Here is a 24932-nt window from a genome sequence, read left to right on the forward strand (position 1 = left end):
CGGTTCGGCGCGCTCACGCCGGCCGCGCTGCTGAGTGCGGAGAGGGGCGCGCCGCTCCGCCAGCGCTGCCCTGCCCGAGGCGCAGACGGCACGGCGGCTGCAATCGACGGAGGGGGAAGGGTTTCGCGCGCGGGGGACGGTGCTGAGAAAAATCTCCTGGAGCGCAGGACCCTGTTTGCTATAGTTATCAGCGGCCGGGTGTGCGATACCGGACTGATCTCGGTGCTGCTGGGAAATCCGGCCCAGATTTCTCGCTCGTACAACGGCTAGAGGCGCGGGAGGCGCGGCTGCCGAGGTTGGCCAGCTGAGTCGTCCGACGCCGGCAGAGGAGGTCGCTCGATGTGGACTACCCGGAAGCTGCTCACGCTGGCAGCCATTGGGCTGTTCGTCTTTGCCTCGAACCCTGCGTGTCGGCTGATTCAGGGAGTGCAGAACCCCGGAAGCGCCAACCCGCCCGGGCCGGGGCCGCGCGTCTCCCGTGAAGGAACGCTGACCCTCTTGGGCGGCGACCCGCCGACCCTCGACCCGGCGACGACCGGCGACGCCACCTCTGCCACCTACATCGTCGAGATCTTCAGCGGCCTGCTCACGCTCGACCGTGACCTGCGCGTGGTCCCAGACCTTGCCGAGCGGTGGGAGGTCAGCCCGGATGGGAGAACCTACACCTTCAGCATTCGCCGGGATGCGAAGTTCCACGATGGCAAGCAGGTCAGGGCGAGCGATTTCAAATACTCCTGGGAGCGCGCTGCCAATCCGCGCACCCTCTCCCCAACTGCTGATACCTACCTTGGCGACATTGTCGGGGTGTCGGACATGCTCGCCGGTCGCGCTCAGCAGATCAGCGGCGTTCGGGTAATCGATGACTGGACGCTCCAAGTGACGATCGACGAGCCGAAGTCCTACTTCCTGGCAAAACTGACCTATCCGACCTCATTTGTCGTCGACCGCGAGAACATCGAGCGCGGGGGACGCACGTGGACCGACCGGCCGAACGGAACCGGTCCGTTCAAGCTGCGGGAATGGCGGAAGGGCCAGAACATCATCCTCGAGCGCAATGAGAACTGGTACCGCGGCGCCCCAAGCTTGCTCCGCGTGAACTACATCTTGAGCGGCGGCTCGCCGATCACGATGTATGAGAACGACGAAATCGACGCGACCGTCTTCGGCATTCTTGACGCCGAGCGCATCCTCGATCCCTCGCCGAACAACCGTCTCTACCGCGAAGTGGTGCGCGATAAGGACGGGCAGCCCGGCGTCGCCATGCTGTCCACCTTCTACATCACCTTCAATGTGACGAAGCCGCCCTTTGATGATGTCAAGATCCGCCAAGCGATGAACTACGCGGTCGACAAGGACCGGCTGATCAGCGTCGTGCTGCGGAACATGGATATCCGGGCGGACGGCATCCTCCCGCCGGGCATGCCGGGCTACAATCCGCAGCTGCGCGGCTACCGGTTCGACCCGGCGACGGCGAGGCGGCTGGTGGCAGAGTCGCGCTATCCGGACCTGTCGCGCTTTGACATCACGCTGACGACGGTCGGCGCCGGCGCCAACCCCGCTCGCTACATCCAGGCGCTCACTGAGATGTGGAAGACCCATATCGGGCTGGACGCCAAGATCGAGCAGGTCGAGTGGGCGACCTTCCTCGACGACCAATTCGCGAAGAAGTACACCTTCTTCGAAGGGCCTGGCTGGATCGCCGACTATCCCGACCCGCAGAACTTCCTCGACATCCTCTTCTACAGCAAGAGCAAGCAGAACCACACGGGTTACGCCAATCCCGAGGTCGACCGGCTGCTGCTCCAAGCACGCGTCGAACGCGATCAGAACACGCGCCTGCGCATCTACCAGCAGGTCGAACAGATGATCATGGACGATGCGGTGTGGATCCCGCTGTTCCACGAAAAACAGTTCTGGCTCGTTAAGCCCTGGGTGAAGGGGTTCGTCGTCGCGCCGATGATCATCCCGACGCTCCAATATATCTCGATTGAGCGGTAGGAACGGCGGAGCCTCCGCGGCGCCGCCGGTGGCGCTGCGGGAGGTGATGCGCGACCGGGCGGGAGAGCCAGCGGGCTCGCCCGCCCCGCCCAAGGGGAGTAGGCAATGCCTCAGAAGTCGGCCAGCACAATCATCATCCGACGGCTGCTGTGGCTCCCGGTCCTGCTCATTCTGATCTCGCTGACAGTATTCCTCTTCGGCACCTACGGTCCGGGCGACCCGGTGCTCGTTCGGCTCGGCAGCAAGGCCAACCCGGAGGCAGTCGAACGCATCCGCGCCGAGCTAGGGCTCGACCGGCCGCTGCACGAGCAGTACCTGCGCTATCTCTGGAATGTCATCCAAGGTGACTTCGGCGAGTCGACGTACTTCCAAGGCCAGTTGGTCACCGACCTGATCGCGGGCCGGTTGCTGGTCTCCCTCCAGCTCGGCGTCGCGGCAACCATCATCGTCTTCGCGGTGGGCATTCCGCTCGGCGTGATTACCGCCGCGCTCCAAGGGCGAGTGTGGGACCGGCTCATCGTCTCGCTTACGCTCATCCCCGAATCGGTGCCGGTGTTCATCATCATCCCAGTGCTCTATTTCATCTTTGTGCGCCAGCTGAAGTGGTTCCCTGCCTCCGGGTGGGATGGGCTCTTCAGTCCCTCGGCGGTGCTCCCGCTCATTGTCTTGAGCATCGGCGGGATCGCAGGAGTGGTGCGCCAAGTGCGGACGAACACGCTCGAGGTGCTCCACAACGACTTTGTCCGAACGGCGCGAGCCAAGGGGCTTCCTCCGAGCACGATCCTCAGGCGGCACGTGCTGCGCAACAGCCTGCTCCCGACGTGGACGATGGTCGGCTTTGTCATCGCCAGCCTGCCGGCGGGGTCGATCATCGTCGAGGGGCTGATGGGGATCCCCGGTATCGGCGGCCTCGCTTGGGAGTCGATCTTCCGCCGCGACTACCCGGTGATTATGGCGATCACGCTGCTCGGCGCGACACTCTATGTCATTGGCAACTTAATCGTTGATATCGGCTACCCCTTAATCGACCCGCGCATTCGGTATTGATGCGCCGCAAGGGCCTAGCCGCTCGCTTTACGAACCTTTTGGGCAGCCCTATAATCTCGGCGGTATACCGCACGTGGGATGCCCGGCGCGAGAGTAGGTGAGGATGACCCAGACGGCTGATGCGACGTCCGTTGCCTCACTGCAAGCAAAGACGATGGTCGCCGTCCGCGGGCGGAGCCCGGCGGGCGAAGCGTGGCGTCGCCTGAGGCGAAAGAAGCTGGCGATGGCCAGCCTTGTGTATATCTGCGCGATCATGCTGCTGGGCCTGCTCGCTCCTGTGCTCCCGATTAAGAGCTTCAGCCAGCAAGACCTCAGCAATGCGCGGGCCTATCCCTCCTGGGAGCATCCGCTCGGGACTGATGACCTAGGGCGCGATATGCTCAGCCGCCTGATTTGGGGCGCCAACACCGCCTTCATCGTGGCAACGGTGCCGCTCACCGTTGCCATGGCGCTCGGGATCGCCTTCGGGCTGGCGGCGGCGTGGTATCGGGGATGGGTAGATACCCTCCTGATGCGGCTGTGCGACTACCTGCTCGCCTTTCCCACCTTATTGCTCATGATCTTCCTTGCGGCGACATTGAAGCCGGCCGTGGTCAACTTTGTGCGCCAGTATGGCCCGTATATCGGCCAGCCTCAGCTCTGGCGATCCGGCCTCGTTGACTACCTCGCTGTGCTGCTCATCCTCGCCCTCGTCGGATGGTCCGGTTTGGCGCGCGTCGTCCGCGGGCAAGCGCTCTCGTTGAAAGAGCGGGAGTATATCGAAGCGGCGAGAGCGATCGGCGCTTCCGACCGGCGGATCTTGTTCCTGCACATCCTGCCGAACATTATGCCGCTGCTGATTGTGCTCGCCTCGATGTCGATGGCGGGCGCGATCGCGGCGGAGTCGACGATCTCCTTCCTCGGGATCGGGATCGTCCCGCCGTATCCAAGCTGGGGCTCGATGATCGCCTCCACCTACGGTTACTTGCGGACGCCGTACTGGTGGCTGCTCGCCGAGCCGCTGATCCTCGTGGCGACGTTGCTCTATGCCTTTGCGTATCTCGGCGACGGGCTCGCCGACGCATTAAATCCGCAAACGCGCTAAACTTCGGCGCCCACCGCGATGAACGCGCCGCATTTCAGGGCATCAGGAGGAGAAGGATGCCGCCCTTGCTGCAAGTGAAAGACCTCCGCACCCAATTCTTCACGCAGGACGGCGTGGTGAAAGCGGTGGACGGAGTTTCCTTCGAGGTGTATCCCGGCGAGACGCTCGGCATTGTCGGCGAATCGGGCTGCGGCAAAAGCGTCACCGCTCTGTCGATCATGCGGCTGATCCCGAACCCGCCCGGCAAAATCGTCAGCGGGCAGATCCTCTTCGACGGCGAGGATATTCTCAAGCTGTCCGAAAGCGAGATGCGCGATATTCGGGGCAACAAGATCGCCATGATCTTTCAAGACCCGATGACCTCGCTCAACCCCGTGTTGACGGTGTGCCGGCAGATTTCAGAGAGCCTCGAACTGCACATGGGCATGAGCCGCTCTGAGGCGCGCAAGCGGTCGCTCGAACTGTTGAAGATGGTGGGGATCCCCGCTGCCGAGCAGCGGCTCGACAACTATCCGCACCAGTTCTCGGGCGGCATGCGGCAGCGCGTCATGATCGCGATGGCGCTGGCGTGCAATCCGCAGTTGCTGCTTGCAGATGAGCCGACCACCGCTCTCGATGTCACGATCCAAGCGCAGATTTTGGACATCATCAAGCGGCTGTGTCTCGAGCGCGGAACGGCGGTCATTCTCATCACCCACGATCTCGGCGTGGTTGCGGGAATGACCCAGCGCGTCCACGTGATGTACGCCGGCCATATCGTGGAGAAGGCGACAACGCGCGACCTCTACGCCGACCCGCGCCATCCCTACACCCTCGGCTTGCTCCGCTCAATCCCGCGTCTCGATGAAGCGCAGAAGGCGAAGCTGACCCCGATCCAAGGGCTGCCGCCCGACCTCATCAACCCGCCCAATCAGTGCGACTTTGCGCCGCGGTGCGTTTTTGCGCAAGATATCTGCTGGAAAGAGCGGCCGAAGCTGCGCCAGGTCGCGCCTGACCATGAGATCGCGTGCTGGGTCGATATTCGCGAAGCCCCGGCGAGGAGTGGATCGAATGATGGAAACCAATAAGATGACCCCGCCGGCGACCGCCGGCAGCCCTGCTCCAACCAACGGCGTCGGCATGGGCGAAACGCTCCTCGAGGTCAAAGACCTGAAGATGTATTTCCCCATCACCTCGGGGCTCATCTTCCAGCGCAAAGTTGCCGACGTCAAAGCGGTCGACGGGATCAGCTTTTCGGTCAAGCGGGGCGAGACCCTCGGCCTCGTCGGCGAGTCGGGCTGCGGAAAGTCGACCACTGCCCGCGCCATCCTGCAGCTCTACCGTCCGACGGCAGGCTCGGTCAAATTCGAGGGCAAAGAGCTGACCAAAATGGGGGGCAACGAACTGCGCCGGATGCGCCGTCGGATGCAGATGATCTTTCAGGACCCCTATGCCTCGCTCAACCCGCGCATGTCGGTCGGCAGCATCATCGGCGAGCCGCTGCTCATTCACGGCATCGCGAAAAACAAGAAAGAGCGCCAAGAGCGAGTCCAAGAGCTGCTGCGCGTCGTCGGTCTGAACCCCTACTTCGTCAATCGCTACCCGCACGAGTTCTCCGGAGGACAGCGCCAGCGCATCGGCATTGCGCGCGCCCTTGCGGTCGAACCGCTCTTCATCGCCTGCGACGAACCGGTCTCCGCACTCGACGTGTCGATCCAAGCGCAGATCATCAACCTGCTCGAAGAGCTCCAAGAACAGTTTGGGCTGACCTACCTCTTCATCGCGCACGACCTCTCGGTTGTGCGCCACATCTCCGACCGCGTCGCCGTGATGTACCTCGGCCGGATCGTGGAGATCGCCGATCGGAACGAGCTGTATGAGAACCCGCTGCACCCCTACACCAAGGCCCTCCTCTCGGCCGTTCCGATCCCCGACCCCGTGGTCGAAGCGAAACGCGAGCGCATCATCCTAACGGGCGACGTGCCGAGCCCGGTGAGGCCGCCGAGCGGCTGCAATTTCCACCCGCGCTGTCCGATTGCGATCCCGGAGTGCAAGGAAATCGTCCCGCCGCTCGAGGAGAAAACGCCAGGGCACTTCGCCGCCTGCATCCGCGTCTGACCCTCAGTATTCGCGGAACCGGCTCGAGCGTTCTCGCCGCTTCCTGCGCGCGGCAGAGTGAATGCCGCACCCCCTCGCGTCTTCGTCGGCGCGGGGGGAAGACGAGCGTGGCGACTGTTGCCGCTACTCTGTCGTTCGGAAGCGGGGGGCGCTCTCGATCTCGCCGCCGAGGCGGCGGTACTTCCCCTCGTAGTAGATCAGCGGTCGGCCGGGGTTAATGCCGCCATCGAGCACTTCGCCGACATAAATCTCGTGGTCGCCGCCGGGGTATTTGGCGTACACGCGACACTCCAAGTAGCCGATCGTGTCGTCGAGGATCGGCATGCCGTGAGGGCTGTGGCGGTGGCTGACGCGCGCGAGGTCGGCCTCCGACATCGTCTTCCGAGCGAACAGTTCGGAATGCCAGCGCTGGACATCGGCCAGGATATTGACCCCAAAGAGGCCTGAGCGGTCGATGAGCGCCTTCGTGTTCGATTTGAGGTCCAAACAGACGAGGACGAGCGGCGGGTCGAGCGAGAGCGAGCAGAACGCCGATGCCGTCGCCCCATGCAGCTTCCCATTGTCGAAGGCGGTGATCACGGTCACGCCTGAAGCGAAACGGGCTAAGATTTGCCGGAACCGAGCTGCGTCAATCGCCATCCGAACCTTCGCCTCCGTGCCGACTGCGCTTGGGGCGGCGACCGTGTCCCCGCGTCCCCAACGCTACTCTTCGTCGAACTCGTCCTCGTCTTTGTCGGCAAGATCCTCTTCGAACTCGAGACTGACTTCGTCTGGGGTGGTAGCGTCTGGCTCTTCCTCCCAGTCGGTGCTGAGGTCCATCTCTTCGCCGAGCTCTTCCTCTTCCTCGAGGTCGTAGCGAAGCATACTGTCGCGGATATAGGGGCGGAAGCCCGCCTCTGGACCGCCGCGTGTGGGGAAGGACACTTTCCCCGCCTGCGTGGGATGCTGGAATGTCTCGCGGATGATAATTTCGACCGAGTTGTCGGTGAGGCTGGTCACTGCGGCGGCATACTGATTGCCGCCGCGCATCAGGCTGATCAGCCGGAGCGCAAGACGGGGTTCTACTTCGCCGATCGGCTCGTTGCGCGTGCTGAACACCCGGAGGCTTTTCCCTTCGATCCGCAGCAGCACGGGCTCGCCCGCCGTCAATGTCGCCAACTCTTCTTGGGGCGCGGTGTTGATGAGGGTTGTCACCCCCGTCTTGCCGGTTTCTTCGATGAAGAGGTTGGCATCGACCTGCGGCTGGACGGCAACCGCTGCCACTTCGTCCTCTTTGATCGCCTGGAGGCGCGTCAGGTTGCGGCGCGCAATGGCGTTGTTCGGGTCGAGCGCAACGGCCCGCGAATACGCTTCCCGCGCCTCGCTGATGCGGCCGACCTCCATCAGCGCCTTGCCGAGGCGATTGTAGGCGTCGACATCGTCCGAGAAGACCTCAAGGATCTGTTTGTTGACGGCGATCGCTTCTTCCCACCGGTTCTGCATCGCGAGCTGGATCGCTTGCTCGCTGCGAAGGCGACGAAATCGCGCCTTGTCCTCAGGCTTGAGTGGGGCAGTCATCAACCGACTCCTGACACAACCGATAAAGCGCGCGGATTGTACGGCGTTGTTCCCGTTGGTCGCAACCAGCCGAGCCGGTCGCCGCGCAGCTCATGCCTTGCTAGAATGTCGCCGGGAGCAGGCAATGCGACGCGCCGGTCGACTTCTTGAACTGCAGGAGCAAGACCTCGCGCTTGACCGAATCGACGCCCAGTTGGCTGCCATTGCTCACCGGCTCGGCGAGAGCGCGGAACTGATCGCTGCCCGCCAAGCGCTGCGCGAGGCCGAAGCGCAGGCCGCGGCGCTCGAACGTCGGCGCAAGGATGTTGATCTGCAGGTGCAGGACCTGCGCGCCAAACGGGAACGCGAAGAGACCAAGCTCTATTCGGGAACTCTCGTCTCGCCGAAGGAGATGCACAATCTCCAGCAGGAGGTAGAGGCGCTCCGTCGTCGCGTTCTTGAGCTCCAAGACCGCGAATTGGCGATCATGGCCGAGCTCGAGGAGGCGGAGGCCGCTCGTCTCGAGGCCGAACGCACGCTCGCTGCAATCGAAGCGCGCTGGCGAGAGGAGCAAGCCGCGCTTCAACGCGAGCGGGAGTCGCTGCTCGCCGAACGCGAGCGAGCGCTTGCTCTCCGCGAGCAGCGCCTCCGTTTTGTCGACCCGGCCGACCTCACGCTCTATGAGGATCTGCGCCGCCGGCTCGGCGGGCGCGCCGTCGCGCGGGTAGAGCGGGGGATCTGCGCCGCCTGCCGCGTCAGTCTTCCCGAGCGCGAAATTCAGAAGGCGCGGACGAGTCCCACTTTGGTCAGCTGCAGCAACTGTGGGAGAATTCTCTACGCTGAGTGAGGCGTCCCTCGCCTCCCTTCTATCCTTGCGATCGAGGAAAGGCTGATCAGCCATGACTCATCCGATTGGCTCGTCAGACGAGCTGTTTGACGTCATTATCATCGGCGCCGGGGCCGCCGGCCTTGCGGCGGGGCTCTATGCTGCGCGCAGCCGCTTACGCACCGTCCTCCTCGAACGTCTCGGCGTCGGAGGCCAACTCGGCCTTACCGAGTGGATCGACGACTATCCCGGCTTCGCCGACGGGATCTCGGCTGCCGAGTTGACCATTGCGATGGAGAAACAGACCAAGCGCTTTGGGCTCGAAGTCACGTACGACGAAGTGCTGTCGGTCGACTTGACCGAGAAGGTGAAAGTGGTCACCGGCGCTGAAGCGACCTATCGCGGGAAGACGGTGATCATCGCCAGCGGCGGCCAGCCGGCGCGGCTGAATGTCCCGGGCGAAGTCGAGTTCCAAGGGCGGGGGGTGTCGTATTGCGCGGTCTGCGACGGCGCCTTCTTCCAGAACCAGCCCCTTGCTGTGGTGGGGGGCGGCGACTCTGCGGTCGAGGAAGGCGATTTCCTCACTCGCTATGCCTCGCACGTAACCATCATCCACCGGCGCGACACGCTGCGCGCGACGAAGGTGCTTCAGGAACGCGCCTTCGCGAACCCGAAAATCTCCTTTCTCTGGAACACGGTGGTTGACCGCATCGAGGGCGACACCGCGGTCAACGCTCTCGTGCTCCGCAACGTGCGCTCAGGAGAGCAGTTCACGCTCAACGTCGGCGGCGTGTTCATCTTTATCGGCTATCGGCCGAACACGGCCTTCCTCGGCGGCCAAGTTGCCCTCGACGCCAACGGCTACATCGTCACCGACGAAGCGATGCGGACCAATCTGCCGGGCGTCTTTGCCGCGGGAGACGTGCGGCAGAAAACGCTGCGCCAGATCACGACGGCTGTTGCTGATGGGTCGATCGCTGCGCTTTCGGCGGATGCCTACCTCAAGGAGCAGTGGTAAGCTCTTCCTCCGCTGTTGACCCGCTCGCCGCGACGGCCCCCGTCCGAAAGCGCACGAAGGGCAGCACCCGTCGGGCACGATGCTCAGAGAGCACCTCGCCACGAAACGGGAGTTCGAGCTTCTCGAAGCAGGCGAAGTCGACCGCGAAATAGCGGCCGCCGATGATCAGCAGGACGCCGTCTCGGTGGAGGACCGGCCCTTCGCGACGGGCGCACCGGACGCAGAAGAACGGCCGGCGGCGAAACTGGCCGACGACCGTCGCCGGGTGAAAGAAGGGGTCGGTGGGCTCGGCAAGATAGCTGGGGCAGGGCTCCGACGTCACCTATCGCCTCGGCAAGAATGGATCGCTATCTTCAAGTATATCGATGCCTTGCCTCGGGTGGACCGTTCGATACAATTCCCCGGCTCGGAAGGGATGAATGCACGTTCTCGTGACCGGCGCCGCCGGCTTTATCGGCTCCCATCTCGTCGATGCGCTCCTCGCGGCGGGCCATACCGTTGTCGGGCTTGACTCCCTTGTCCCCCAAGTTCACCCCACGGGAGAATGGCCCGCCTACATCAACCGAGAAGCACGCTGGATCCGAGGCGACGTGCGCAACCCCGACGTCGTGGCGGCCGCGCTCGAGGGGGTCGAGGCGATTGTGCATCTCGCCGCCGTTGTTGGGGTCGGCCAGTCGATGTATCAGATCCGCCGCTATGTTGAGGAGAACAATGTCGGCGCTGCGGTCGTGCTTGAAGCGGCGGTAGCGCGCCGCGACCAGATCCGGAAACTGATCGTCGCCTCCTCAATGTCGCTCTACGGCGAAGGACGCTATCTCGACAGCCGAGGCCGACCGATCACGCCCCGTCCCCGCAGCGAAGCCCAGCTGCGCGCTCATGATTGGACTGTCTATGGGCCCGACGGTCAGCCGGCCACCCCGATCCCGACCGACGAGGAGAAGACCCCTCATCCCACCTCGGTCTACGCCGTTTCGAAACGTGACCAGGAAGAGCTGTTCCTCGCGGTCGGCGGCGCCTACAACATTCCGACAGTCGCGCTCCGCTTTTTCAATGTCTATGGGCCGCGCCAAGCTCTTTCGAACCCTTACACCGGCGTTGCCGCGATCTTCTCCGCTCGGCTGCTTGCGGGACGTCCCCCGGTCATCTACGAAGATGGCGAACAAACTCGCGATTTCGTCCATGTCTCGGACATCGTCCAAGCTGCCCTGCTTGCGCTCGAACGCGCCGGCGGGGACGGCCACGTCATCAACGTGGGAACAGGGCGCGCGACTACCATTCGGGAGGTTGCGGACACCCTCGCCCGCGTCCTCGGCCGACCTATCGAGCCGGAGATCACGGGGCGCTTTCGCGCCGGCGATATCCGCCATTGCATCGCCGATATCGGCCGAGCGCGCCAGCTGCTCGGCTACGAGCCGCGCGTCACCTTTGAAGCGGGAATGGCCCAGCTCGCTGAATGGGTAGCCGAGCAGCCGCCCGACGATCGCTTTGATGAGGCGCGGCAGGCGCTCGAGACGCGCCGCCTGATCCGATGATGCCGGGCCGCGCGCGAAGGCGCCGCGCGAGCAGGTTGCCCTGTCAGGAGTGGCAGGGCGGGGAGTAGACGGCCGTGGGGCTCACCTATTCGGGTGTCCATGCTGCCACCGAGGATCGCGAGGCGGTGGTCGCGGTGCTGACCGAGACGCTCGCATCGGGCGGCTACCGACGGCGGGAGGACCAGCCCCCGCCGCCGGGCGCCCCAGTCAATCGGTTCTTGGTGTCGCTTCCGCTCAACGGATGGACAACAGTTCTCCCCTCGAACGACCTCGACAGTCGAGAATATGCGTGGGCCGAAACGATTTCGAATCTCGGCTGCGCTGCGCTCTGGCTTTACCTGTACGACTCCAGCCTCCTGATGTATCGCTTATACCGCGGCGGTCACCTGCTCGACCGCTATCACTCGGCAGGCGGCGACCAGGTGGCGGTCGGCAATCCGCGCGCCTTCCGTCCGTTTCTCGTTGCGGGCGCCACGATCGAGGACCTCGATCGCGTGTTGCATCCTGAGCCCGAGGAGGCGCCCGCGCTCGAACAGCGCTACCTTGCCCTCGCCCGGCTGCTGGGGATCCAGACTGCCGCTACCTCCTACGCGCTCGCCGAGCGCGACCCCCTCCTCTTGCCGGGAGGACGGCAGACCTGGACCCTCGTTGAGTTTTGGTATGCCGGTTCGCCATCCCCGGGGCTGCCCAGCAGCGCATCGGCCGACGAGTAGCACCTTGAAGCACCGCAACTCGGTCGACCATAATCTCCGGAGGAGGCAAGCGGATGGCGAAGCGGACGGCGCCGGGTCGAACTGCGCCGAAGCGACGAAAAGAGCGGCGGCCGTTCATCCCTCCCGGAACGGTTATCAACCCGGTTGAGCCCGCTGTGCCCCCGGAGCCAGTGCCGACCCTTGTGCCCTCGCCGTCAACGCGCAGCCGTGCCGCGGCGAAGGACCGCCTTCCCCGCTTTGGCCTTCCGCTCAACACGGATTATTCGTACGTCGCTCGCGATCTGCGCCGCATCCTGATCCTCACCGGCATCATTGTCGGCGTGATGATCGCCCTCACCTTCGTCCTGCCGGGATAGCAGCCCACGAGAAGGATGCGGCGAGCGCTCGTCTCTCAGCGTAGCCTGCCGGCCGTCCCCTTCTCGATGTCAGAGAGACCGCGCAGCAGCGCTGCAGCCGGCTGGTGAGATTCTCCCGGCGGGGAGGATAATGCCCGCTGGAACGTTAGCCGCGCGCGCCTGTCGCTGAGTGATGGCCGGAGACGCGTTCGGCTGGCGACTCGTGCACTTCGCCCTGCTCGATCATCTCGGCCTTGAGCTTGGCGGACAGCGGTTTCGGCATCACCTTCCGGAACTTGGGACGCCAGCGCGACCAATCGGCGAGCAGCTGAGCGGCGCGCGGGCTGCCGGTCGCGGCAAGATGGGCTTCCACCATCTCGCGCAGGCGGTGGGCGTCACGGCCGGTCACTTCGTGCAATTCGACCAGTTCGTGATTGACACGCTGCTCAAAGTCGCCGAATTCATCGAGGACATAGGCGATGCCGGCGCTCATTCCGGCCCCAAAATTGCGGCCGGTCCGGCCGAGGACGACGACGAGGCCGCTCGTCATGTACTCGCAGCCATGGTCGCCGACCCCTTCGACAACGGCCTCAGCGCCGCTGTTGCGGACAGCAAAGCGCTCGCCGGCCCGCCCCGCAACGAACAGCCGTCCGCTCGTCGCGCCGTAGAGGCAGGTGTTGCCGACGATCACATTTTCGTGCCAAGGATAGCGTGCTTCGGCCGGCGGCTTGACGATCAATTCGCCGCCGGAGAGCCCTTTGCCGACATAGTCGTTCGCTTCGCCGGTGAGGACAAGGCGGACTCCCGGGGCGCAGAAGGCGCCGAAGCTCTGCCCCGCTGTGCCCGTGAAGTGCACTTCGATCGTGCCGGGAGGCAGCCCTTCCTTCCCCCAGCGCCGCGTTACCGCGTAGGAGAGTTGCGTTCCGAGCGCGCGGTGGACGTTGCGCACCGCGTAGGAGAGGGTCACCGGCTCCCCGCGCTCAATGGCGGGGGCAGCGTCGCGGACGATCTGCAGGTCCAGCGGCGTATCGCCCCGGTCGTTGCGCTCGAGGACGCGCCGTCGCGGCCGCTCGTTCGACGGGTCGACGTCGCTGAGGAGCCGGGAGAGGTCGAGCATGGCTGCGCGCGCCGGGAGGCCCTCCGTGCGCTGCCGCAGCAGCGACACCCGCCCGATAATCTCGTCAAGCGAGCGGTAGCCGAGCTTCGCCAGCCACTCGCGGACGTCTTGGGCGAGATGACGGAAGTAGTGAACGACTTGGTCGGGCGTTCCAGTGAACTTTGCCCGCAGGTCCTCGCGCTGCGTTGCGATGCCGGTTGGGCAGGTGTTCAGGTGGCATTGGCGCGCCATATCGCAGCCGATCGCAACGAGCGCGGCGGTGCCGAAGCCGAACTCTTCAGCGCCGAGCAGCGCCGCAATGATGACATCCCGGCCGGTCCGCAGCGCGCCGTCGGTGCGCAGGCTTACCCGGCCGCGGAGGTCGTTGAGGACCAGCACCTGCTGCGTCTCGGCAAGCCCGAGCTCCCAAGGGCAGCCGGCGTTCTTGATCGAAGAGAGGGGTGAGGCGCCGGTGCCGCCGGAGTGGCCGCTGATCAAGATATAGTCGGCATACGCCTTGGCGACCCCCGCGGCGATCGTCCCGACGCCCGTCTCAGCGACGAGCTTTACCCCAACCTTTGCCTCAGGATTGGCCTGCTTCAGGTCGTAGATCAGCTGGGCGAGGTCTTCAATGCTGTAGATGTCGTGGTGCGGCGGAGGCGAGATGAGCGGGATCCCCGGCACAGCATGTCGCACCCGCGCAATAAAGTCGGACACCTTCGTGCCGGGGAGCTGGCCCCCTTCGCCCGGCTTCGAGCCTTGGGCCATCTTGATCTCGAGCTCCGTCGACATCGCGAGGTACTGGATCGTGACGCCGAAGCGCCCTGAGGCGACCTGCTTGATCTTGTTGTGAGCGATATCTCCGTTCGGGCGCGGCGCGTAGTTTTCCTCATCCTCGCCGCCCTCGCCCGAATTGCTGCGGGAGCCGAGCCGATTCATCGCGATCGCGAGCGTTGCATGCGCTTCCTTGCTGAGCGCGCCGAGCGACATCGCGGTGCTGATGAAGCGCGGCGTAATCGCCTCAATCGGCTCGACCTCTTCGATCGGGATCGGCGGACGATCCGAGACAATCTCCAGGAGGTCGCGCGGCGAGACGGGCGGATGGTCCTCCGCGATCCGACGGAACTCTTCGTAGAAGCTGTAGTCGCTCGTGTTGGCGGCACGCTGCATCGCTCGGACGACCGGCTGCCCGAAGAGGTGATATTCGCCTTCGCGGCGATAACGGATAAAGCCGTGGTCTTTCAGCCGCGCTGGGGGGGTGGGGAACGCCTCGGCATGACGCGCCAGCACGTCCTCAGCGATCTCGCGGAAGCCGATGCCGCCGATCTGCGAGGGCGTCCCGGTGAAACACCGATCGATCACCTCTTGGCCGAGGCCGATCGCCTCGAAGATCTGCCCGCCGCGATAGCTCGTCACGGTGCTGATCCCCATCTTCGAGCAGATCTTCAGGAGCGCCTTCTCGCACGCATGGCGGAAGTTCTGTTCAGCTTGGTCAGCCGCTTCGGCGGCCTGCTCCGGGGTGGCGTTGCGAGGGATGGCGACTTGGCGCGCCGTCGCAAGCGCGAGGTACGGATTGACGGCGCTCGCTCCGTAGCCGATCAAGGTCGCCACGTGGTGCACTTCGAAGCAGTCGCCGCTCTCGACGACGATATCCGCGCGCATCCGCTTGCCGACACGGATCAAGTGGTGGTGGACGGCGCCAACGGCAAGCAGGCTCGGGATGGGGGCGCACTCCTCGGAAATCCGGCGGTCCGAGAGGATGAGGAGAGATGCGCCGTTGTCGACTTCGGCCTCGGCGCGCTGGCAAAGCCGCTCAATCGCTGCTTCAAGCCCGTCCGGTCCATCGCCGACGGGGAAAAGAATGTCGATGACCGCAGGGCGGAAGGCCGGCGCGTCCAGTTCTTTCAGCACGTCCAGCTCGGCGTCGAGAAGGACGGGCGTCTCGAGGTAGAGGAGGCGGGCATGCTCCGGCGTCTCGGTCAGGAAGCTCGCCTTCGCCCCGAGGTAGCCGTTGAGCGCCATCACGATCTGTTCGCGGAGCGGGTCGATCGGCGGGTTGGTGACCTGCGCGAACCGCTGGCGGAAGTAGTTGTAGAGCTGCCGCGGTTTCTGCGAGAGCACCGCGATTGGGGTGTCGTCTCCCATGGACCAGGTCGGGTCGGCCGCTTCCTCCGCCATCGTGAGGACGATTTGGCGCACCTCTTCGGCGGTGTAGCCGAATGCCGCTTGCAGCTGGGTGAGCGGCTCAGAGAGGGCAGGGACGCGGCCGTTGCGCGAGGCGCGCGCGGCGCGGTCGAAATCGACCCGATAGAGATGCTTGGCGACCCACTCGCCGTATGGCTGCTGGGAAGCGAGAAGGTCCTTGATGTCGTCGTTGCGGAGGAGCGCCTTGCGCTCGACATCGACCGCGATCATCTGCCCTGGCCCAAGCCGCCCTTTCTCTATGACGCGCGCCGGGTCGAGATCGACAATGCCGACCTCTGAGCCAAGGATGACCAGCCCGTCATCGGTCACCGTGTAGCGGGCGGGGCGCAAGCCGTTTCGATCGAGGACGGCGCCAACGATCGTCCCATCAGTGAACGCGAGCGCGGCCGGTCCGTCCCACGGCTCTTGGAGGCAGGCGTGATATTCATAGAACGCGCGCCACTCCGGCTTGAGGTTCGGCATGTTCTCCCAGGGCTCCGGGACCAGCATCGCCATGGCATGCAGGATGGAGCGGCCGGATTGTTCGAGCGTTTCGAGGACGTTGTCGAGGTTTGCCGAGTCCGACCCGCCAGGCTGGATGATCGGGCAAAGCTCGCGCACGCGCTCACCCCAGACGGGCGATTCGAGGGCGCCTTCGCGGGCGCGGACCCAGTTTTGGTTGCCCTGAAGGGTGTTGATCTCGCCGTTGTGGGCGAGCATGCGGAACGGTTGGGCAAGGAACCAATTCGGGAAGGTGTTCGTGCTGTAACGCTGGTGGAAGATGGCGAGTGGCGACTCGTAGTCCGGGTCGACAAGGTCGCGGTAGAACTCGGCGAGCTGCGGCGCGACGAACAGCCCCTTGTAGACCACCGTGCGCGAAGAGAAGGACGGCACGTAGAACCCGTCGATCCCCTCCTCGGCGGCAAGGCGCTCGATGGCCTTGCGCGCCAGGAACAGCCGCCGCTCGAAATCACGCGAGGAGAGCCCTGCCGGCCGCGCGATGAACACCTGCTGGATGTCGGGTCGGGTGCGGAATGCCTTCTCCCCGAGCACGGCGGGGTTGACGGGCACCTCGCGCCAGCCGAGCAGCGTCAACCCCTCGCGCGCAACGGCCTCAGCAATGATCGCCTTGATCCGGGGATGCCCCTCGCGCGGCAGGAAGAGCATGCCGACGCCGAGGTCACGAATGTCGGTGATGGAGCGGCCCAGCTTAGCAACTTCACGCAGGAACAGCTTCGCCGGCAGCGCCGTCGCGATCCCCGCGCCGTCGCCGCTTTTCGCATCGGCGTCGACCGCCCCGCGATGAGTGACATTGATGACGCTCTCAATCGCCTTGGCGACAATGTCGTGACTAGGCACACCCGTCGTCGTAGCGACAAAGCCGACGCCACAGGCGTCGTGCTCGAACCGCTCGTCGTAGAGCGTCGGGCCGGCAATGGAGGGTCGTCCACTCATTTCTTCAATCCTCACCCGATTGAGGATCGGGCGACTGTAAGATGCAACCCGCGTCTCAGTGGCGCTTTCCGAGGATCCCTCGTCAGAAAGGAGGCGCCGCAGCGCTCAGCCGGAAATGCAAAAAGGCGGAGATTTCCCCTTCCGGGAAAACCCCCGCACCACTGTGTCGCGGAGCCGGCGGTGCGTCGTTGCTCGCCCGTGCAACAGTATACTGATTAGCGTGGCGATCGTCAATCTGTTCTGCGGGGCTGCCGCCGGCAGCAGCGATGACGACCGACGGGGCCTCCCGCAGCCGCGGCCGGCCGAGTGGGCACCGACCGCCGCCGCCCCGCTGCCAGAGGGGAGCTACCGCCTCCGCTAGCGGGCGGCACCGGTTCTGGGCACGGCGGACCTCGCTGGCCCGGCGGCCGATGCACTGCAGCGGCTCCTGCCTACAATCGCTGCTCTCGCGCTGATCCTGCGCGGCCCAACCGCCGAATGATCGACGAGACGCTCCTTGGGCGCATGGCGGCGCCCTTCCTGATGCGCGCTGTCTGCTCGCGTCGGATGCCGGCCATAGGGTGCGCGAAGACAACCCTGCCGCTGCGGTGCCGGCAATCGCGCTTCTTCAGGGTCGGCTAGGCGCTCTGACGCTCGCCGGGGAAACGCGGTCCGACGAGCCGGTAGAAGACCGGCCGAGCGCCGACCCGCTGGCCGCGCTCGTCGAACCGGATCTCGCTGCTCAGCCCGGGCGTCGGCCCGAGGGTGGTCAGCGCATGGGCGACGCTCTCGCGCGTCGGTTTCGCGCTCGCAGCAGCAGCAGCAATGGCGCGGAGGGCGACGCTGGTTGCCTCGTAGGCGAGCCCGGCTTGGGGGAGCGGATCGATCCCCCACGCCGCGCGGAACGCCTGGACGAAGCTGGCCGCTCCCAATTCGACCGGGTCGGCGGCGGGGAACGTAAGGAAGGCGAAGTCGGTCGGCGAGACATTCGCAAGCCGCGCAAAGCTCGGGTTCGCTGCTGCCGGCAGGGCAACAAAGGGCAGGCCAGGCGCAATACGCCGCAGTTCGGCATAGAGCGGGCCGCCGATATCCACCCCGCCGCCGTAGACGACGACATCCGGTCCGGCGGCGACAATCCGGCTGGCGTGGGGAAGGTAGTCCGGGATCTCCCGGGGAAGGGTGTCGCCGAAGACAACAGAGCCGGCAGCGCGCCACCAGAGCGGCACCAATTCCTCGGCGGCGCGGCCGTTCGCCGAGTCGGTGATCGCGATCGCGAGCTTTGTCGCACGGAAGCGCCGCGGGAGAAAATCGAGGAGCGCTCCCGCGAGGGTGGTGTCTGAGGGACCAAGGCGGTAGACCGCAGTCTGGTCGGTAAGCGAGTCAGCCGAGGCGAGGGTGAGAAACGCCACTCCTGCGCGGCGATATTCCGGAGCGGCCGAGGTGGCGGAGGCGCTTGCAGGATGCCCAACCACCGCGACCACGTCGGGGTCGATCGTCAGTTTGCGCGCCTGCTGGAGGCCGCCGGCAGCCTCATTCCGGTCGTCGTGGGCGAGAAGCTCGACGCGCCACCCATTCACCCCCCCAGCGAGGTTGAACTCTTTGATCGCTTGCTTGACTGCAAAAAGCAAGTTGTAGCCGACTTGGTGCTCCCGCCCGGAGAAGGGAGCGACGAGCCCAATCTTGACCGTGCCGCGCAGGGCGGTGTCGATCACGCGGCAAGCCGGCGTCGCCGCCGTCGCTGCTATCCCGGCAAGGAACGCCCGGCGTGAGAGTGATGGCGCACCTGAAGTCATCGAGGGGGAATTGTAGAAAGCGCGCCCGGGCGAGTCCCGCTCACTGCCGGCGGCTGCGCTGTCAGCTATTGCTCGACGATGCGCAGCTTGATGATGGTATCGGGGATATGCACGACCCCTTCGATGACGATCGAGCCGACCCGATAGCGGACCCGATACGGTCCGCCCGGCAGCCGCTCCGGTCCTTCCACCGGCGCACCGAGGAGAAGGAGTTCTCGCCGCAGTTCGCGCTCGGCTTCGACGACAGCGTGCGGCCGCTCGTAACGGCGGTTGTAGCGGGCGAGAATGGCCACAACGGCAGCGCGTTCTTCGTTCATCTGCTCTTCCATCAACTCTTCCTTCGGCGAACAGACTTCAGGAGGCAGTCTGCTCCGCGGGCCTGGCCGCCGCAGGGGGGACCGTTGGAGCGCGACGCCCGCCTTGAGCGTGCCGCAGCGCGCCGCGGCTGCTGAAGGGGCCCCGCGAGGCGGCTGCCGCCGGGACGGCGAGCGATCACGCCGGTTCTCCGGCAAGCGGGGCGAGGAGGGGCTGAAGCGAAGGGAGGAGGGCGAGCTGATCGATCGCTGCCCGGGCAGCCGCTGCTGGTGCTGCTCCGACGACCGGGCTCACCAGCGCATCGAATTTCGCCGCCAGCTCCTCGGCGGAAAGCGGTCGTTCCGGGTCGCCGCGCGGGTGGCCGGTTTCGCCGCGCAGCCGGCGGCCTTGCCGGAGCAGAACCTCGACCGTCGCGCCGCGCCACTGCGGGCTGAGCGCTTCCCATTCCGGGTCTTCTTCGACGATGACGCGCGCCGCTACCGCGCGCACGGCAGGGTCATCGAGCGCCTCTTCCCGAAAAGCCCACGCCTCGATCGTGCCGCGGGTCACGAGGAGCGCGGCGGCGTGGGGAAGCGAAAACCGCGCTTGCAGTTCGGTTGTCGGGCGCTGCTCGCGCATCCGTGCGCCGAGCGCGCCGGTGCGGATGCGAATGTGCTCTACCTCATCTGCCGAGAAGCGATGCTCGCGAAGCAGGTCGACCAGGACGTCGATAGCGGGATGCCCGAAGCGGGCGAAGGGATACGGCTTGAAGTAGGAGGCGGTGAACTCCCATGTCGTGCCGAGGTCCATCACCGCGCGGCGGCGGACGATGCCGGCTGCCGCGATCGACCCGAAGACCACCCCGACGCCATCGCGCTCTCCTTCCCAGCCGGCGAGGGTCCAGTCGACGGCGTGGAGGGCGAGCTCTGCGCCGAGACCCGCGTAGACATGACGCACCGTTGCGCCGGCAAACGCGGTGTTCCAGCTTGTGACGAGCGTCAGTGTCGAGACAAGGTCGAAAGCGCGGCGCAGTTCGCCGGCGGTGAGGCCGCAAAGCCGGGCGGCAGCTGCGACAGCGCCAACAACGGGCCAGGTGCCATGCGGATGGAGCGTGGGGTCGAGCTGCCCTTTGGCGAGCCCGATCCGGCAGGCGACCTCTGCGCCGGCGACAAAGGCGGTCAGGAGGTCTGCGCCACTGCGCCCCAACGACTCGGCGAAGGCAAGCGCAGCGGGCAGCACATGCACCGCCGGATGGCCGCCAGACCACCGATGGCCTCCGTCGAAATCGAGCCAAGTGCCGGCTGTCCCGTGGACGAGCGCGGCGTGGCGGGGGCTTAACCGAACGCCGAGCCCCAGTCCCTGACAAGCGCCAGCTGGGTCGGCGAGCCGTCTCGCGAGCCGTTGGACTGGCGCAGCACGCGTTCCGCCGACGATCACGCCGAGGGTGTCGAGGATCTGGGCGCGCGCTTGTGTCTGAACGTCTGGAGGGAGATCCTCCGGGCGCAGCGAGACTGCAAACTCGGCGAGCTGGTCGAGATAGTCGGCCACGGTTTTCTCTTGGGCCTCTTAGCGCGGCACGGCGGCTTCCCAGCAGGCGACGCCGTCGGGGCCGACGTCTGCCGAATGGCGCGTTCCGGCCGGCAGGATCATCCGGTCGCCCGCTCGCAGCGGGATATCGCGGTCGTCAAGGTGGAAGACGATGCTCCCGCGCGAGCAGGCAAGGTACTTGTCGTAGGAGTGCGTGTGAGCGGAATAGTGGTAATGAGGACCGTTCGTCCATTGGTACGGGGTTAAGCCGCGCTCGGCGAACCACTGGCGCAGGGCGGCCTCGTCCATCGGTCCGGGAAGATACTGCAGCTCCATACTGTCATTGTACGAGAAGTCGCGTCCTAGAACTCTCCTCAGGGGATTTGCGGTATGATCCGCGGGTGGAATGAACTGAGGAGCGTGTCCGTTCGGCACCTGCTCTCAGTGAGGACGACCCGAGATGCCAGCGACCCAAGCGCGCAAACGCGATTTCCTCTCAATGGCCGATCTCGAGCCGACGGCGCTCCTCGAGCTGCTGGAGGCAGCGGCGCGGCTGAAGGCGGCGCCGCGCGGAGACCGGTTAGCGGGGATGACCCTTGCGCTTGTCTTCGAGAAGCCGTCGCTGCGGACGCGGCTTTCGTTCGATGTCGCGATGGCGCAGCAAGGCGGCCGCGCGGTCTACTTCGCTCCGGCGGAGGTCGGGCTGGGGACGCGGGAGCCGGCACGCGACGTAGCGCGCGTACTGAGCCGCATGGTTGACGCTGTCGCCTTGCGGACCCATGAAGACGAAAAACTCGTAGAGTTCGCCCAGTTTGCGAGCGTGCCGGTCATCAATGCGCTCTCGGCAGGAGAGCATCCCTGTCAGTGCTTGGCCGACCTGCTCACCATCCGCGAGCGCAAAGGGCGGCTTGCGGGGGTCCGGCTTGCCTATATCGGCGACGGCAACAATGTCGCGAACAGTTTGCTGATCGGCGGCGCGACTGCCGGCATGGAGGTCGTGCTTGCCTGCCCGGAGGGCTATGCCCCGCCCGCGCGGGTGCTCGCAATTGCCGACGAGCGCGCGCGCCAGTCGGGGGGCACGGTGCGCGTCGTCCACGACCCGGCAGCCGCGGCCGAGGGTGCCGATGTCCTCTACACCGATGTGTGGACAAGCATGGGGCAGGAAGCGGAAGCAGCGGTCCGCCGCGCTGCCTTTGCCGGCTTTACGCTTGATCGTCGGCTGCTGGCGCTCGCTGCCCCTGACGCGATCGTGATGCACGACCTGCCAGCCCACCGCGGCGAGGAGATCGAAGACGAGGTACTCGAGGGCCCGCAGTCGGTTGTCTTCGATCAGGCGGAAAATCGGCTTCACGCCCAGAAAGCGCTGCTCATCGAGCTGCTCGGGCGCGCGTAGGATCGGCAGCGCGACGCCGGCGTGCGCGGGGAAACGACCTTCGGAGGCATCCATGGCTAAGCCAGTTGTTGCCATCGTCGGCCGCCCGAACGTCGGTAAGTCGACCCTCTTCAATCGCCTGATCGGCGAGCGGCGCGCCATCGTCGAGGATCTTCCGGGCACAACGCGCGACCGTCTCTACGGCGACACCGATTGGAACGGCCGCGAGTTTCTTCTCGTCGACACGGCGGGCCTCGAGGTCGCGCCCACAGATGAACTGACCCGCCATGTCCAAGAGCAGGTGCGCCAAGCCGTAGCCGAAGCGGATGTCATCATCCTACTCACCGATGTCCGGAGCGGGGTAACCGCAGCGGACCGTGATGCCGCCGACCTGCTGCGCGCGGCCGGCAAGCCGGTCGTGCTCGCAGTCAACAAGTGTGACAGCAACCGCTACGCGCAGAACGCGGTCGAGTTTTACGAACTGGGGCTAGGCGACCCGATCCCCGTCTCCGCTCTTCAAGGGGTGGGCACTGGCGACCTTCTCGATGCGGTGGTCGGCTTGCTCCCGCCGGCGGAGGCCCCGCCGGAGGAAGAGGACATCCCAAAGATCGCGATTATCGGACGGCCGAACGTCGGCAAGTCCCAGCTTTTGAATGCTCTTCTCGGCCAAGCGCGGTCGGTGGTCTCCGAGGTTCCGGGCACAACGCGCGACGCGGTCGATAGCCGTCTCGAAGTTAAGGGCCGACCACTGCTCCTCATCGACACGGCGGGTATTCGGCGGCGCGGCCGGATCGAGCCGGGGGTAGAGAAATACAGCGTCCTGCGCTCGCTGCGCGCGGTCAGCCGGGCTGATGTCGTCTTGCTCGTTATCGATGCCGCCGAGGGCATTACCGCGCAAGACATGCATGTTGCGAGTTATGCGCTCGAAGCCGACAAGGGGTTCGTGATTGTCGTCAATAAATGGGACCTGATTGAAAAGGATACCTACACCGCTGACCGCTATACCGAACAGGTGCGCCATGCCTTCAAATTCCTGCCCGACCCGCCCGTCGTCTTTATCTCGGCGCTGACAGGGCAGCGCGTTCCGCGCGTCCTTGAGGCGGCGCTCCAGGTCTATGACCGGCGGCAGCAGCGGATCCCGACTGCACGGCTGAACCAGATCTTCGCTGAGGCGCAAGCGGCGCATCCGCCGCCGCATGTGCGCGGAAAGCAGTTTCGGATCTACTATGCCACGCAGCCAGAGGTGAATCCGCCAACCTTCGTTCTCTTCGTGAACGACCCTAAATTGCTCCACTTTTCCTACCAGCGCTACCTCGAAAACCAGCTGCGGGCGCGCGTTGACCTTGCCGGTACGCCGGTGCGCTTTGTCTTCCGCCCCCGCGAAAGTGACGAGCGTCAATGAACGAGTCTCTCGCGGTTGTTCTCACCGTGGTTTTGAGCTACCTGGCCGGCTCGTTTCCCAGCGGGATTGTGTATGGCCGCCTGTTTCGCGGCGTGGACGTCCGCTACGTCGGCAGCGGGAAGACGGGGGCGACAAATGTCCTCCGCTCGCTTGGCCCTCGGCTTGCTGTCGCGGTCGGGGTCACCGACATCCTGAAAGGGATGGTGCCTGTCGTGCTGGCGCTCTGGCTGGTGGGCACGCCGCTGGGGGCAGTCGCCGCTGGCTTTGGGGCGATCGCTGGGCACAACTGGTCGATCTTTCTCGGCTTTTCGGGCGGGCGCGGGGTCGCGACGTCAGTGGGGGCGTTCCTCCCCATGGCGCCGCTTCCCGCGATCATTGCCGTTGCCGCGTTCGTTCTCGTCGTCGTGAGGACGCGCTACGTCTCGCTTGGGTCGGTCACGGCCGCCGTGACGGCACTCCTTGCCTTTCTCGTCACCGGCCTGCTCGGGGCGCGGTATCCGAGCGAGTACTATGTCTTTACCGTCGCCGGCGCGCTGCTGCTTGTCATCCGCCACGCCGATAACCTCGCGCGCTTGCGCGCCGGCACCGAGCGGAAGCTCGGCGAGCCGGCGAGCACGGTTCGGACCCGCGCCCAATGATCGCGGTGGTCGGCGCAACGACGTGGGGCACCACGCTGGCGCTCCTGTGGTCCCGGCTCGGCCGGCCGGTGCGCCTGCTGGTGCGGACGGAGGAGGAAGCAGAGACGTTGCGGCGCGACGGCTGCAACCGCCGCCGCGTGCCCGATTATCGCTTCCCTCCCAGTTTGCGCGTCACCGCGGACCCGATCGAAGCGTTTCATCGCGCCGAAGCGATTGTGCTGGCCGTTCCCTCGCAAACGATGCGTGAGAATGTGCGCCGCATCGCGGACGCGGTGCCGGCTGATGCCATCATTGTCAGCGCAGCTAAGGGGATCGAGATCGCGACGCGCGCCCGGATGTCCGAGGTGATCGGCAGCGAACTGCCCCACCATGCGGGGCGGGTTGTCGCTCTCTCGGGGCCGAACTTGAGCAAGGAGATCGCGGCGGGGCTGCCCGCGGCCACTGTGGTCGCGGCAGAAGATGCTGCGGTGGCGACCCGGGCGCAGGACCTGCTGATGACGCCGATGTTTCGGGTCTACACCAATCGCGACATCATCGGGGTTGAACTCGGGGGCGCTTTGAAAAATGTCTATGCGCTGGTCGCGGGCATCAGCGACGGCTTGGGAATGGGGGATAACGCCAAAGCGGGGGTCATCACCCGAGGGCTCGCCGAGATGAGCCGGCTCGGCGAGGCGGCCGGGGCGCAGCGCCAGACGTTCGCCGGCCTCTCCGGGCTCGGCGATCTGGTTGCTACGTGCGTCAGCCCCACGAGCCGCAACCATCAAGTCGGGTTTCGCCTCGCTCAGGGGAAGCCGCTCGAGGCGGTGCTGCGCGACCTGGGGCAGGTTGCGGAAGGCGTGCCGACAACCCGCGCCGCTACTCGGCTCGGGGCAGAGCTTGGCGTCGAACTGCCGATCGCCGAGGCGATCCATCGAGTTCTGTTCGAAGGGGTGCCGGCGCGCGCCGCAGCGATGGCGCTCCTCGAGCGTGAACGGAAGGCCGAATTCCCCGACTGAGGGAGAGGACT

The 24932-nt window shown here is 65.6% G+C and carries 23 protein-coding genes; 15 read left to right on the forward strand and 8 right to left on the reverse strand.

Annotated features, from left to right (window positions below; translation table 11 throughout):
• Positions 1 to 339: 339 nt before the first annotated feature.
• From NZ773_06415 to NZ773_06435, 5 genes are all read left to right on the forward strand, one after another.
• Complete coding sequence (locus tag NZ773_06415; GenBank protein MCS6801559.1) at positions 340 to 1998, forward strand: peptide ABC transporter substrate-binding protein; 1659 nt, start codon at positions 340 to 342, stop codon at positions 1996 to 1998.
• Between the two features lie 105 nt (positions 1999 to 2103).
• The gene (locus NZ773_06420) at positions 2104 to 3045 is read left to right on the forward strand and encodes an ABC transporter permease (protein ID MCS6801560.1); all 942 of its coding nucleotides are present in this window, start codon (positions 2104 to 2106) and stop codon (positions 3043 to 3045) included.
• 154 nt (positions 3046 to 3199) lie between these two features.
• On the forward strand, positions 3200 to 4129 hold the full coding sequence (locus NZ773_06425) for an ABC transporter permease (GenBank protein ID MCS6801561.1): 930 nt from the start codon (positions 3200 to 3202) through the stop codon (positions 4127 to 4129).
• A gap of 56 nt (positions 4130 to 4185) precedes the next feature.
• The gene (locus tag NZ773_06430) at positions 4186 to 5196 is read left to right on the forward strand and encodes an ABC transporter ATP-binding protein (protein MCS6801562.1); all 1011 of its coding nucleotides are present in this window, start codon (positions 4186 to 4188) and stop codon (positions 5194 to 5196) included.
• A gap of 52 nt (positions 5197 to 5248) precedes the next feature.
• Complete coding sequence (locus NZ773_06435) at positions 5249 to 6226, forward strand: dipeptide ABC transporter ATP-binding protein (protein MCS6801563.1); 978 nt, start codon at positions 5249 to 5251, stop codon at positions 6224 to 6226.
• A gap of 123 nt (positions 6227 to 6349) precedes the next feature.
• Here the strand turns inward: NZ773_06435 and NZ773_06440 are convergent, their stop codons facing one another.
• Both NZ773_06440 and NZ773_06445 read right to left on the reverse strand, forming a co-directional pair.
• Positions 6350 to 6865: a flavin reductase family protein gene (locus NZ773_06440; GenBank protein MCS6801564.1), complete on the reverse strand. Its 516-nt coding sequence runs from the start codon at positions 6863 to 6865 to the stop codon at positions 6350 to 6352.
• A gap of 63 nt (positions 6866 to 6928) precedes the next feature.
• Entirely contained in the window at positions 6929 to 7783 is an 855-nt protein-coding gene (locus tag NZ773_06445) for a tetratricopeptide repeat protein (protein MCS6801565.1), read from the reverse strand.
• Positions 7784 to 7907: 124 nt separating this feature from the next.
• On the opposite strand from NZ773_06445, the gene NZ773_06450 reads away from it, so the two are divergent.
• Together NZ773_06450 and trxB are read left to right on the forward strand one after the other, a co-directional pair.
• Positions 7908 to 8609, forward strand: a complete 702-nt coding sequence (locus NZ773_06450) for a hypothetical protein (GenBank protein MCS6801566.1) — start codon at positions 7908 to 7910, stop codon at positions 8607 to 8609.
• Between the two features lie 52 nt (positions 8610 to 8661).
• Positions 8662 to 9606 (forward strand): thioredoxin-disulfide reductase, encoded by a 945-nt coding sequence (gene trxB / locus NZ773_06455; GenBank protein ID MCS6801567.1) that lies wholly within the window; start codon positions 8662 to 8664, stop codon positions 9604 to 9606.
• Here the strand turns inward: trxB and NZ773_06460 are convergent.
• Positions 9590 to 9928 (reverse strand): hypothetical protein, encoded by a 339-nt coding sequence (locus NZ773_06460; GenBank protein ID MCS6801568.1) that lies wholly within the window; start codon positions 9926 to 9928, stop codon positions 9590 to 9592. The two genes, trxB and NZ773_06460, sit on opposite strands and share 17 nt — an antisense overlap.
• Before the next feature lie 97 nt (positions 9929 to 10025).
• On the opposite strand from NZ773_06460, the gene NZ773_06465 reads away from it, so the two are divergent.
• The 3 genes from NZ773_06465 (at position 10026) to NZ773_06475 (ending at position 12207) form a co-directional block, all read left to right on the forward strand.
• Positions 10026 to 11138, forward strand: coding sequence for an NAD-dependent epimerase/dehydratase family protein (locus NZ773_06465; GenBank protein MCS6801569.1), 1113 nt, complete (start codon positions 10026 to 10028; stop codon positions 11136 to 11138).
• 74 nt (positions 11139 to 11212) lie between these two features.
• On the forward strand, positions 11213 to 11851 hold the full coding sequence (locus NZ773_06470) for a hypothetical protein (protein ID MCS6801570.1): 639 nt from the start codon (positions 11213 to 11215) through the stop codon (positions 11849 to 11851).
• A gap of 53 nt (positions 11852 to 11904) precedes the next feature.
• Entirely contained in the window at positions 11905 to 12207 is a 303-nt protein-coding gene (locus tag NZ773_06475) for a hypothetical protein (GenBank protein ID MCS6801571.1), read from the forward strand.
• 145 nt (positions 12208 to 12352) lie between these two features.
• On the opposite strand, the gene gltB is transcribed toward NZ773_06475, so the two are convergent.
• Positions 12353 to 16921, reverse strand: coding sequence for a glutamate synthase large subunit (gene gltB / locus NZ773_06480; protein ID MCS6801572.1), 4569 nt, complete (start codon positions 16919 to 16921; stop codon positions 12353 to 12355).
• A gap of 220 nt (positions 16922 to 17141) precedes the next feature.
• Here gltB and NZ773_06485 point away from each other — a divergent pair, with 220 nt between their 5' ends.
• Positions 17142 to 17282: a hypothetical protein gene (locus tag NZ773_06485; GenBank protein ID MCS6801573.1), complete on the forward strand. Its 141-nt coding sequence runs from the start codon at positions 17142 to 17144 to the stop codon at positions 17280 to 17282.
• A gap of 256 nt (positions 17283 to 17538) precedes the next feature.
• Here the strand turns inward: NZ773_06485 and NZ773_06490 are convergent, their stop codons facing one another.
• From NZ773_06490 to NZ773_06505, 4 genes are all read right to left on the reverse strand, one after another.
• Positions 17539 to 18693, reverse strand: a complete 1155-nt coding sequence (locus NZ773_06490; GenBank protein ID MCS6801574.1) for a branched-chain amino acid ABC transporter substrate-binding protein — start codon at positions 18691 to 18693, stop codon at positions 17539 to 17541.
• 65 nt (positions 18694 to 18758) lie between these two features.
• Positions 18759 to 19022 carry a hypothetical protein gene (locus tag NZ773_06495; GenBank protein ID MCS6801575.1) on the reverse strand — a complete coding sequence of 88 codons (264 nt, stop codon included), beginning with the start codon at positions 19020 to 19022 and terminating at the stop codon, positions 18759 to 18761.
• Positions 19023 to 19185: 163 nt separating this feature from the next.
• Positions 19186 to 20535 (reverse strand): MmgE/PrpD family protein, encoded by a 1350-nt coding sequence (locus tag NZ773_06500; GenBank protein ID MCS6801576.1) that lies wholly within the window; start codon positions 20533 to 20535, stop codon positions 19186 to 19188.
• Between the two features lie 18 nt (positions 20536 to 20553).
• Positions 20554 to 20850, reverse strand: coding sequence for a cupin domain-containing protein (locus tag NZ773_06505; GenBank protein ID MCS6801577.1), 297 nt, complete (start codon positions 20848 to 20850; stop codon positions 20554 to 20556).
• A 124-nt stretch (positions 20851 to 20974) separates the two neighbouring features.
• Here NZ773_06505 and argF point away from each other — a divergent pair, with 124 nt between their 5' ends.
• Genes argF through NZ773_06525 form a run of 4 tightly spaced genes read left to right on the forward strand, consistent with a single transcriptional unit; the run spans position 20975 to position 24921 of the window.
• Complete coding sequence (gene argF / locus NZ773_06510; GenBank protein MCS6801578.1) at positions 20975 to 21907, forward strand: ornithine carbamoyltransferase; 933 nt, start codon at positions 20975 to 20977, stop codon at positions 21905 to 21907.
• Positions 21908 to 21959: 52 nt separating this feature from the next.
• Entirely contained in the window at positions 21960 to 23288 is a 1329-nt protein-coding gene (der, locus tag NZ773_06515; GenBank protein MCS6801579.1) for a ribosome biogenesis GTPase Der, read from the forward strand.
• Positions 23285 to 23926: a glycerol-3-phosphate 1-O-acyltransferase PlsY gene (gene plsY / locus NZ773_06520; protein MCS6801580.1), complete on the forward strand. Its 642-nt coding sequence runs from the start codon at positions 23285 to 23287 to the stop codon at positions 23924 to 23926. The genes der and plsY overlap by 4 nt, the downstream gene beginning before the upstream one ends.
• Complete coding sequence (locus NZ773_06525) at positions 23923 to 24921, forward strand: NAD(P)-dependent glycerol-3-phosphate dehydrogenase (protein MCS6801581.1); 999 nt, start codon at positions 23923 to 23925, stop codon at positions 24919 to 24921. Before plsY ends, NZ773_06525 begins: the two co-directional genes overlap by 4 nt.
• Positions 24922 to 24932: the final 11 nt, after the last annotated feature.

It is taken from the genome of Dehalococcoidia bacterium, assembly GCA_025054935.1.
Taxonomy (GTDB): Bacteria; Chloroflexota; Dehalococcoidia; order SpSt-223; family SpSt-223; genus JANWZD01.

Bases quoted from the DNA above. Each gene is read 5' to 3' on its own strand.
- NZ773_06415 (MCS6801559.1), top strand. From the start codon at position 340: ATGTGGACTACCCGGAAGCTGCTCACGCTGGCAGCCATTGGGCTGTTC.
- NZ773_06420 (MCS6801560.1), top strand. From the start codon at position 2,104: ATGCCTCAGAAGTCGGCCAGCACAATCATCATCCGACGGCTGCTGTGG.
- NZ773_06425 (MCS6801561.1), top strand. From the start codon at position 3,200: ATGGTCGCCGTCCGCGGGCGGAGCCCGGCGGGCGAAGCGTGGCGTCGC.
- NZ773_06430 (MCS6801562.1), top strand. From the start codon at position 4,186: ATGCCGCCCTTGCTGCAAGTGAAAGACCTCCGCACCCAATTCTTCACG.
- NZ773_06435 (MCS6801563.1), top strand. From the start codon at position 5,249: ATGGGCGAAACGCTCCTCGAGGTCAAAGACCTGAAGATGTATTTCCCC.
- NZ773_06440 (MCS6801564.1), bottom strand. From the start codon at position 6,865: ATGGCGATTGACGCAGCTCGGTTCCGGCAAATCTTAGCCCGTTTCGCT.
- NZ773_06445 (MCS6801565.1), bottom strand. From the start codon at position 7,783: ATGACTGCCCCACTCAAGCCTGAGGACAAGGCGCGATTTCGTCGCCTT.
- NZ773_06450 (MCS6801566.1), top strand. From the start codon at position 7,908: ATGCGACGCGCCGGTCGACTTCTTGAACTGCAGGAGCAAGACCTCGCG.
- trxB (MCS6801567.1), top strand. From the start codon at position 8,662: ATGACTCATCCGATTGGCTCGTCAGACGAGCTGTTTGACGTCATTATC.
- NZ773_06465 (MCS6801569.1), top strand. From the start codon at position 10,026: ATGCACGTTCTCGTGACCGGCGCCGCCGGCTTTATCGGCTCCCATCTC.
- NZ773_06475 (MCS6801571.1), top strand. From the start codon at position 11,905: ATGGCGAAGCGGACGGCGCCGGGTCGAACTGCGCCGAAGCGACGAAAA.
- gltB (MCS6801572.1), bottom strand. From the start codon at position 16,921: ATGAGTGGACGACCCTCCATTGCCGGCCCGACGCTCTACGACGAGCGG.
- NZ773_06490 (MCS6801574.1), bottom strand. From the start codon at position 18,693: ATGACTTCAGGTGCGCCATCACTCTCACGCCGGGCGTTCCTTGCCGGG.
- NZ773_06495 (MCS6801575.1), bottom strand. From the start codon at position 19,022: ATGGAAGAGCAGATGAACGAAGAACGCGCTGCCGTTGTGGCCATTCTC.
- NZ773_06505 (MCS6801577.1), bottom strand. From the start codon at position 20,850: ATGGAGCTGCAGTATCTTCCCGGACCGATGGACGAGGCCGCCCTGCGC.
- argF (MCS6801578.1), top strand. From the start codon at position 20,975: ATGCCAGCGACCCAAGCGCGCAAACGCGATTTCCTCTCAATGGCCGAT.
- der (MCS6801579.1), top strand. From the start codon at position 21,960: ATGGCTAAGCCAGTTGTTGCCATCGTCGGCCGCCCGAACGTCGGTAAG.
- plsY (MCS6801580.1), top strand. From the start codon at position 23,285: ATGAACGAGTCTCTCGCGGTTGTTCTCACCGTGGTTTTGAGCTACCTG.
- NZ773_06525 (MCS6801581.1), top strand. From the start codon at position 23,923: ATGATCGCGGTGGTCGGCGCAACGACGTGGGGCACCACGCTGGCGCTC.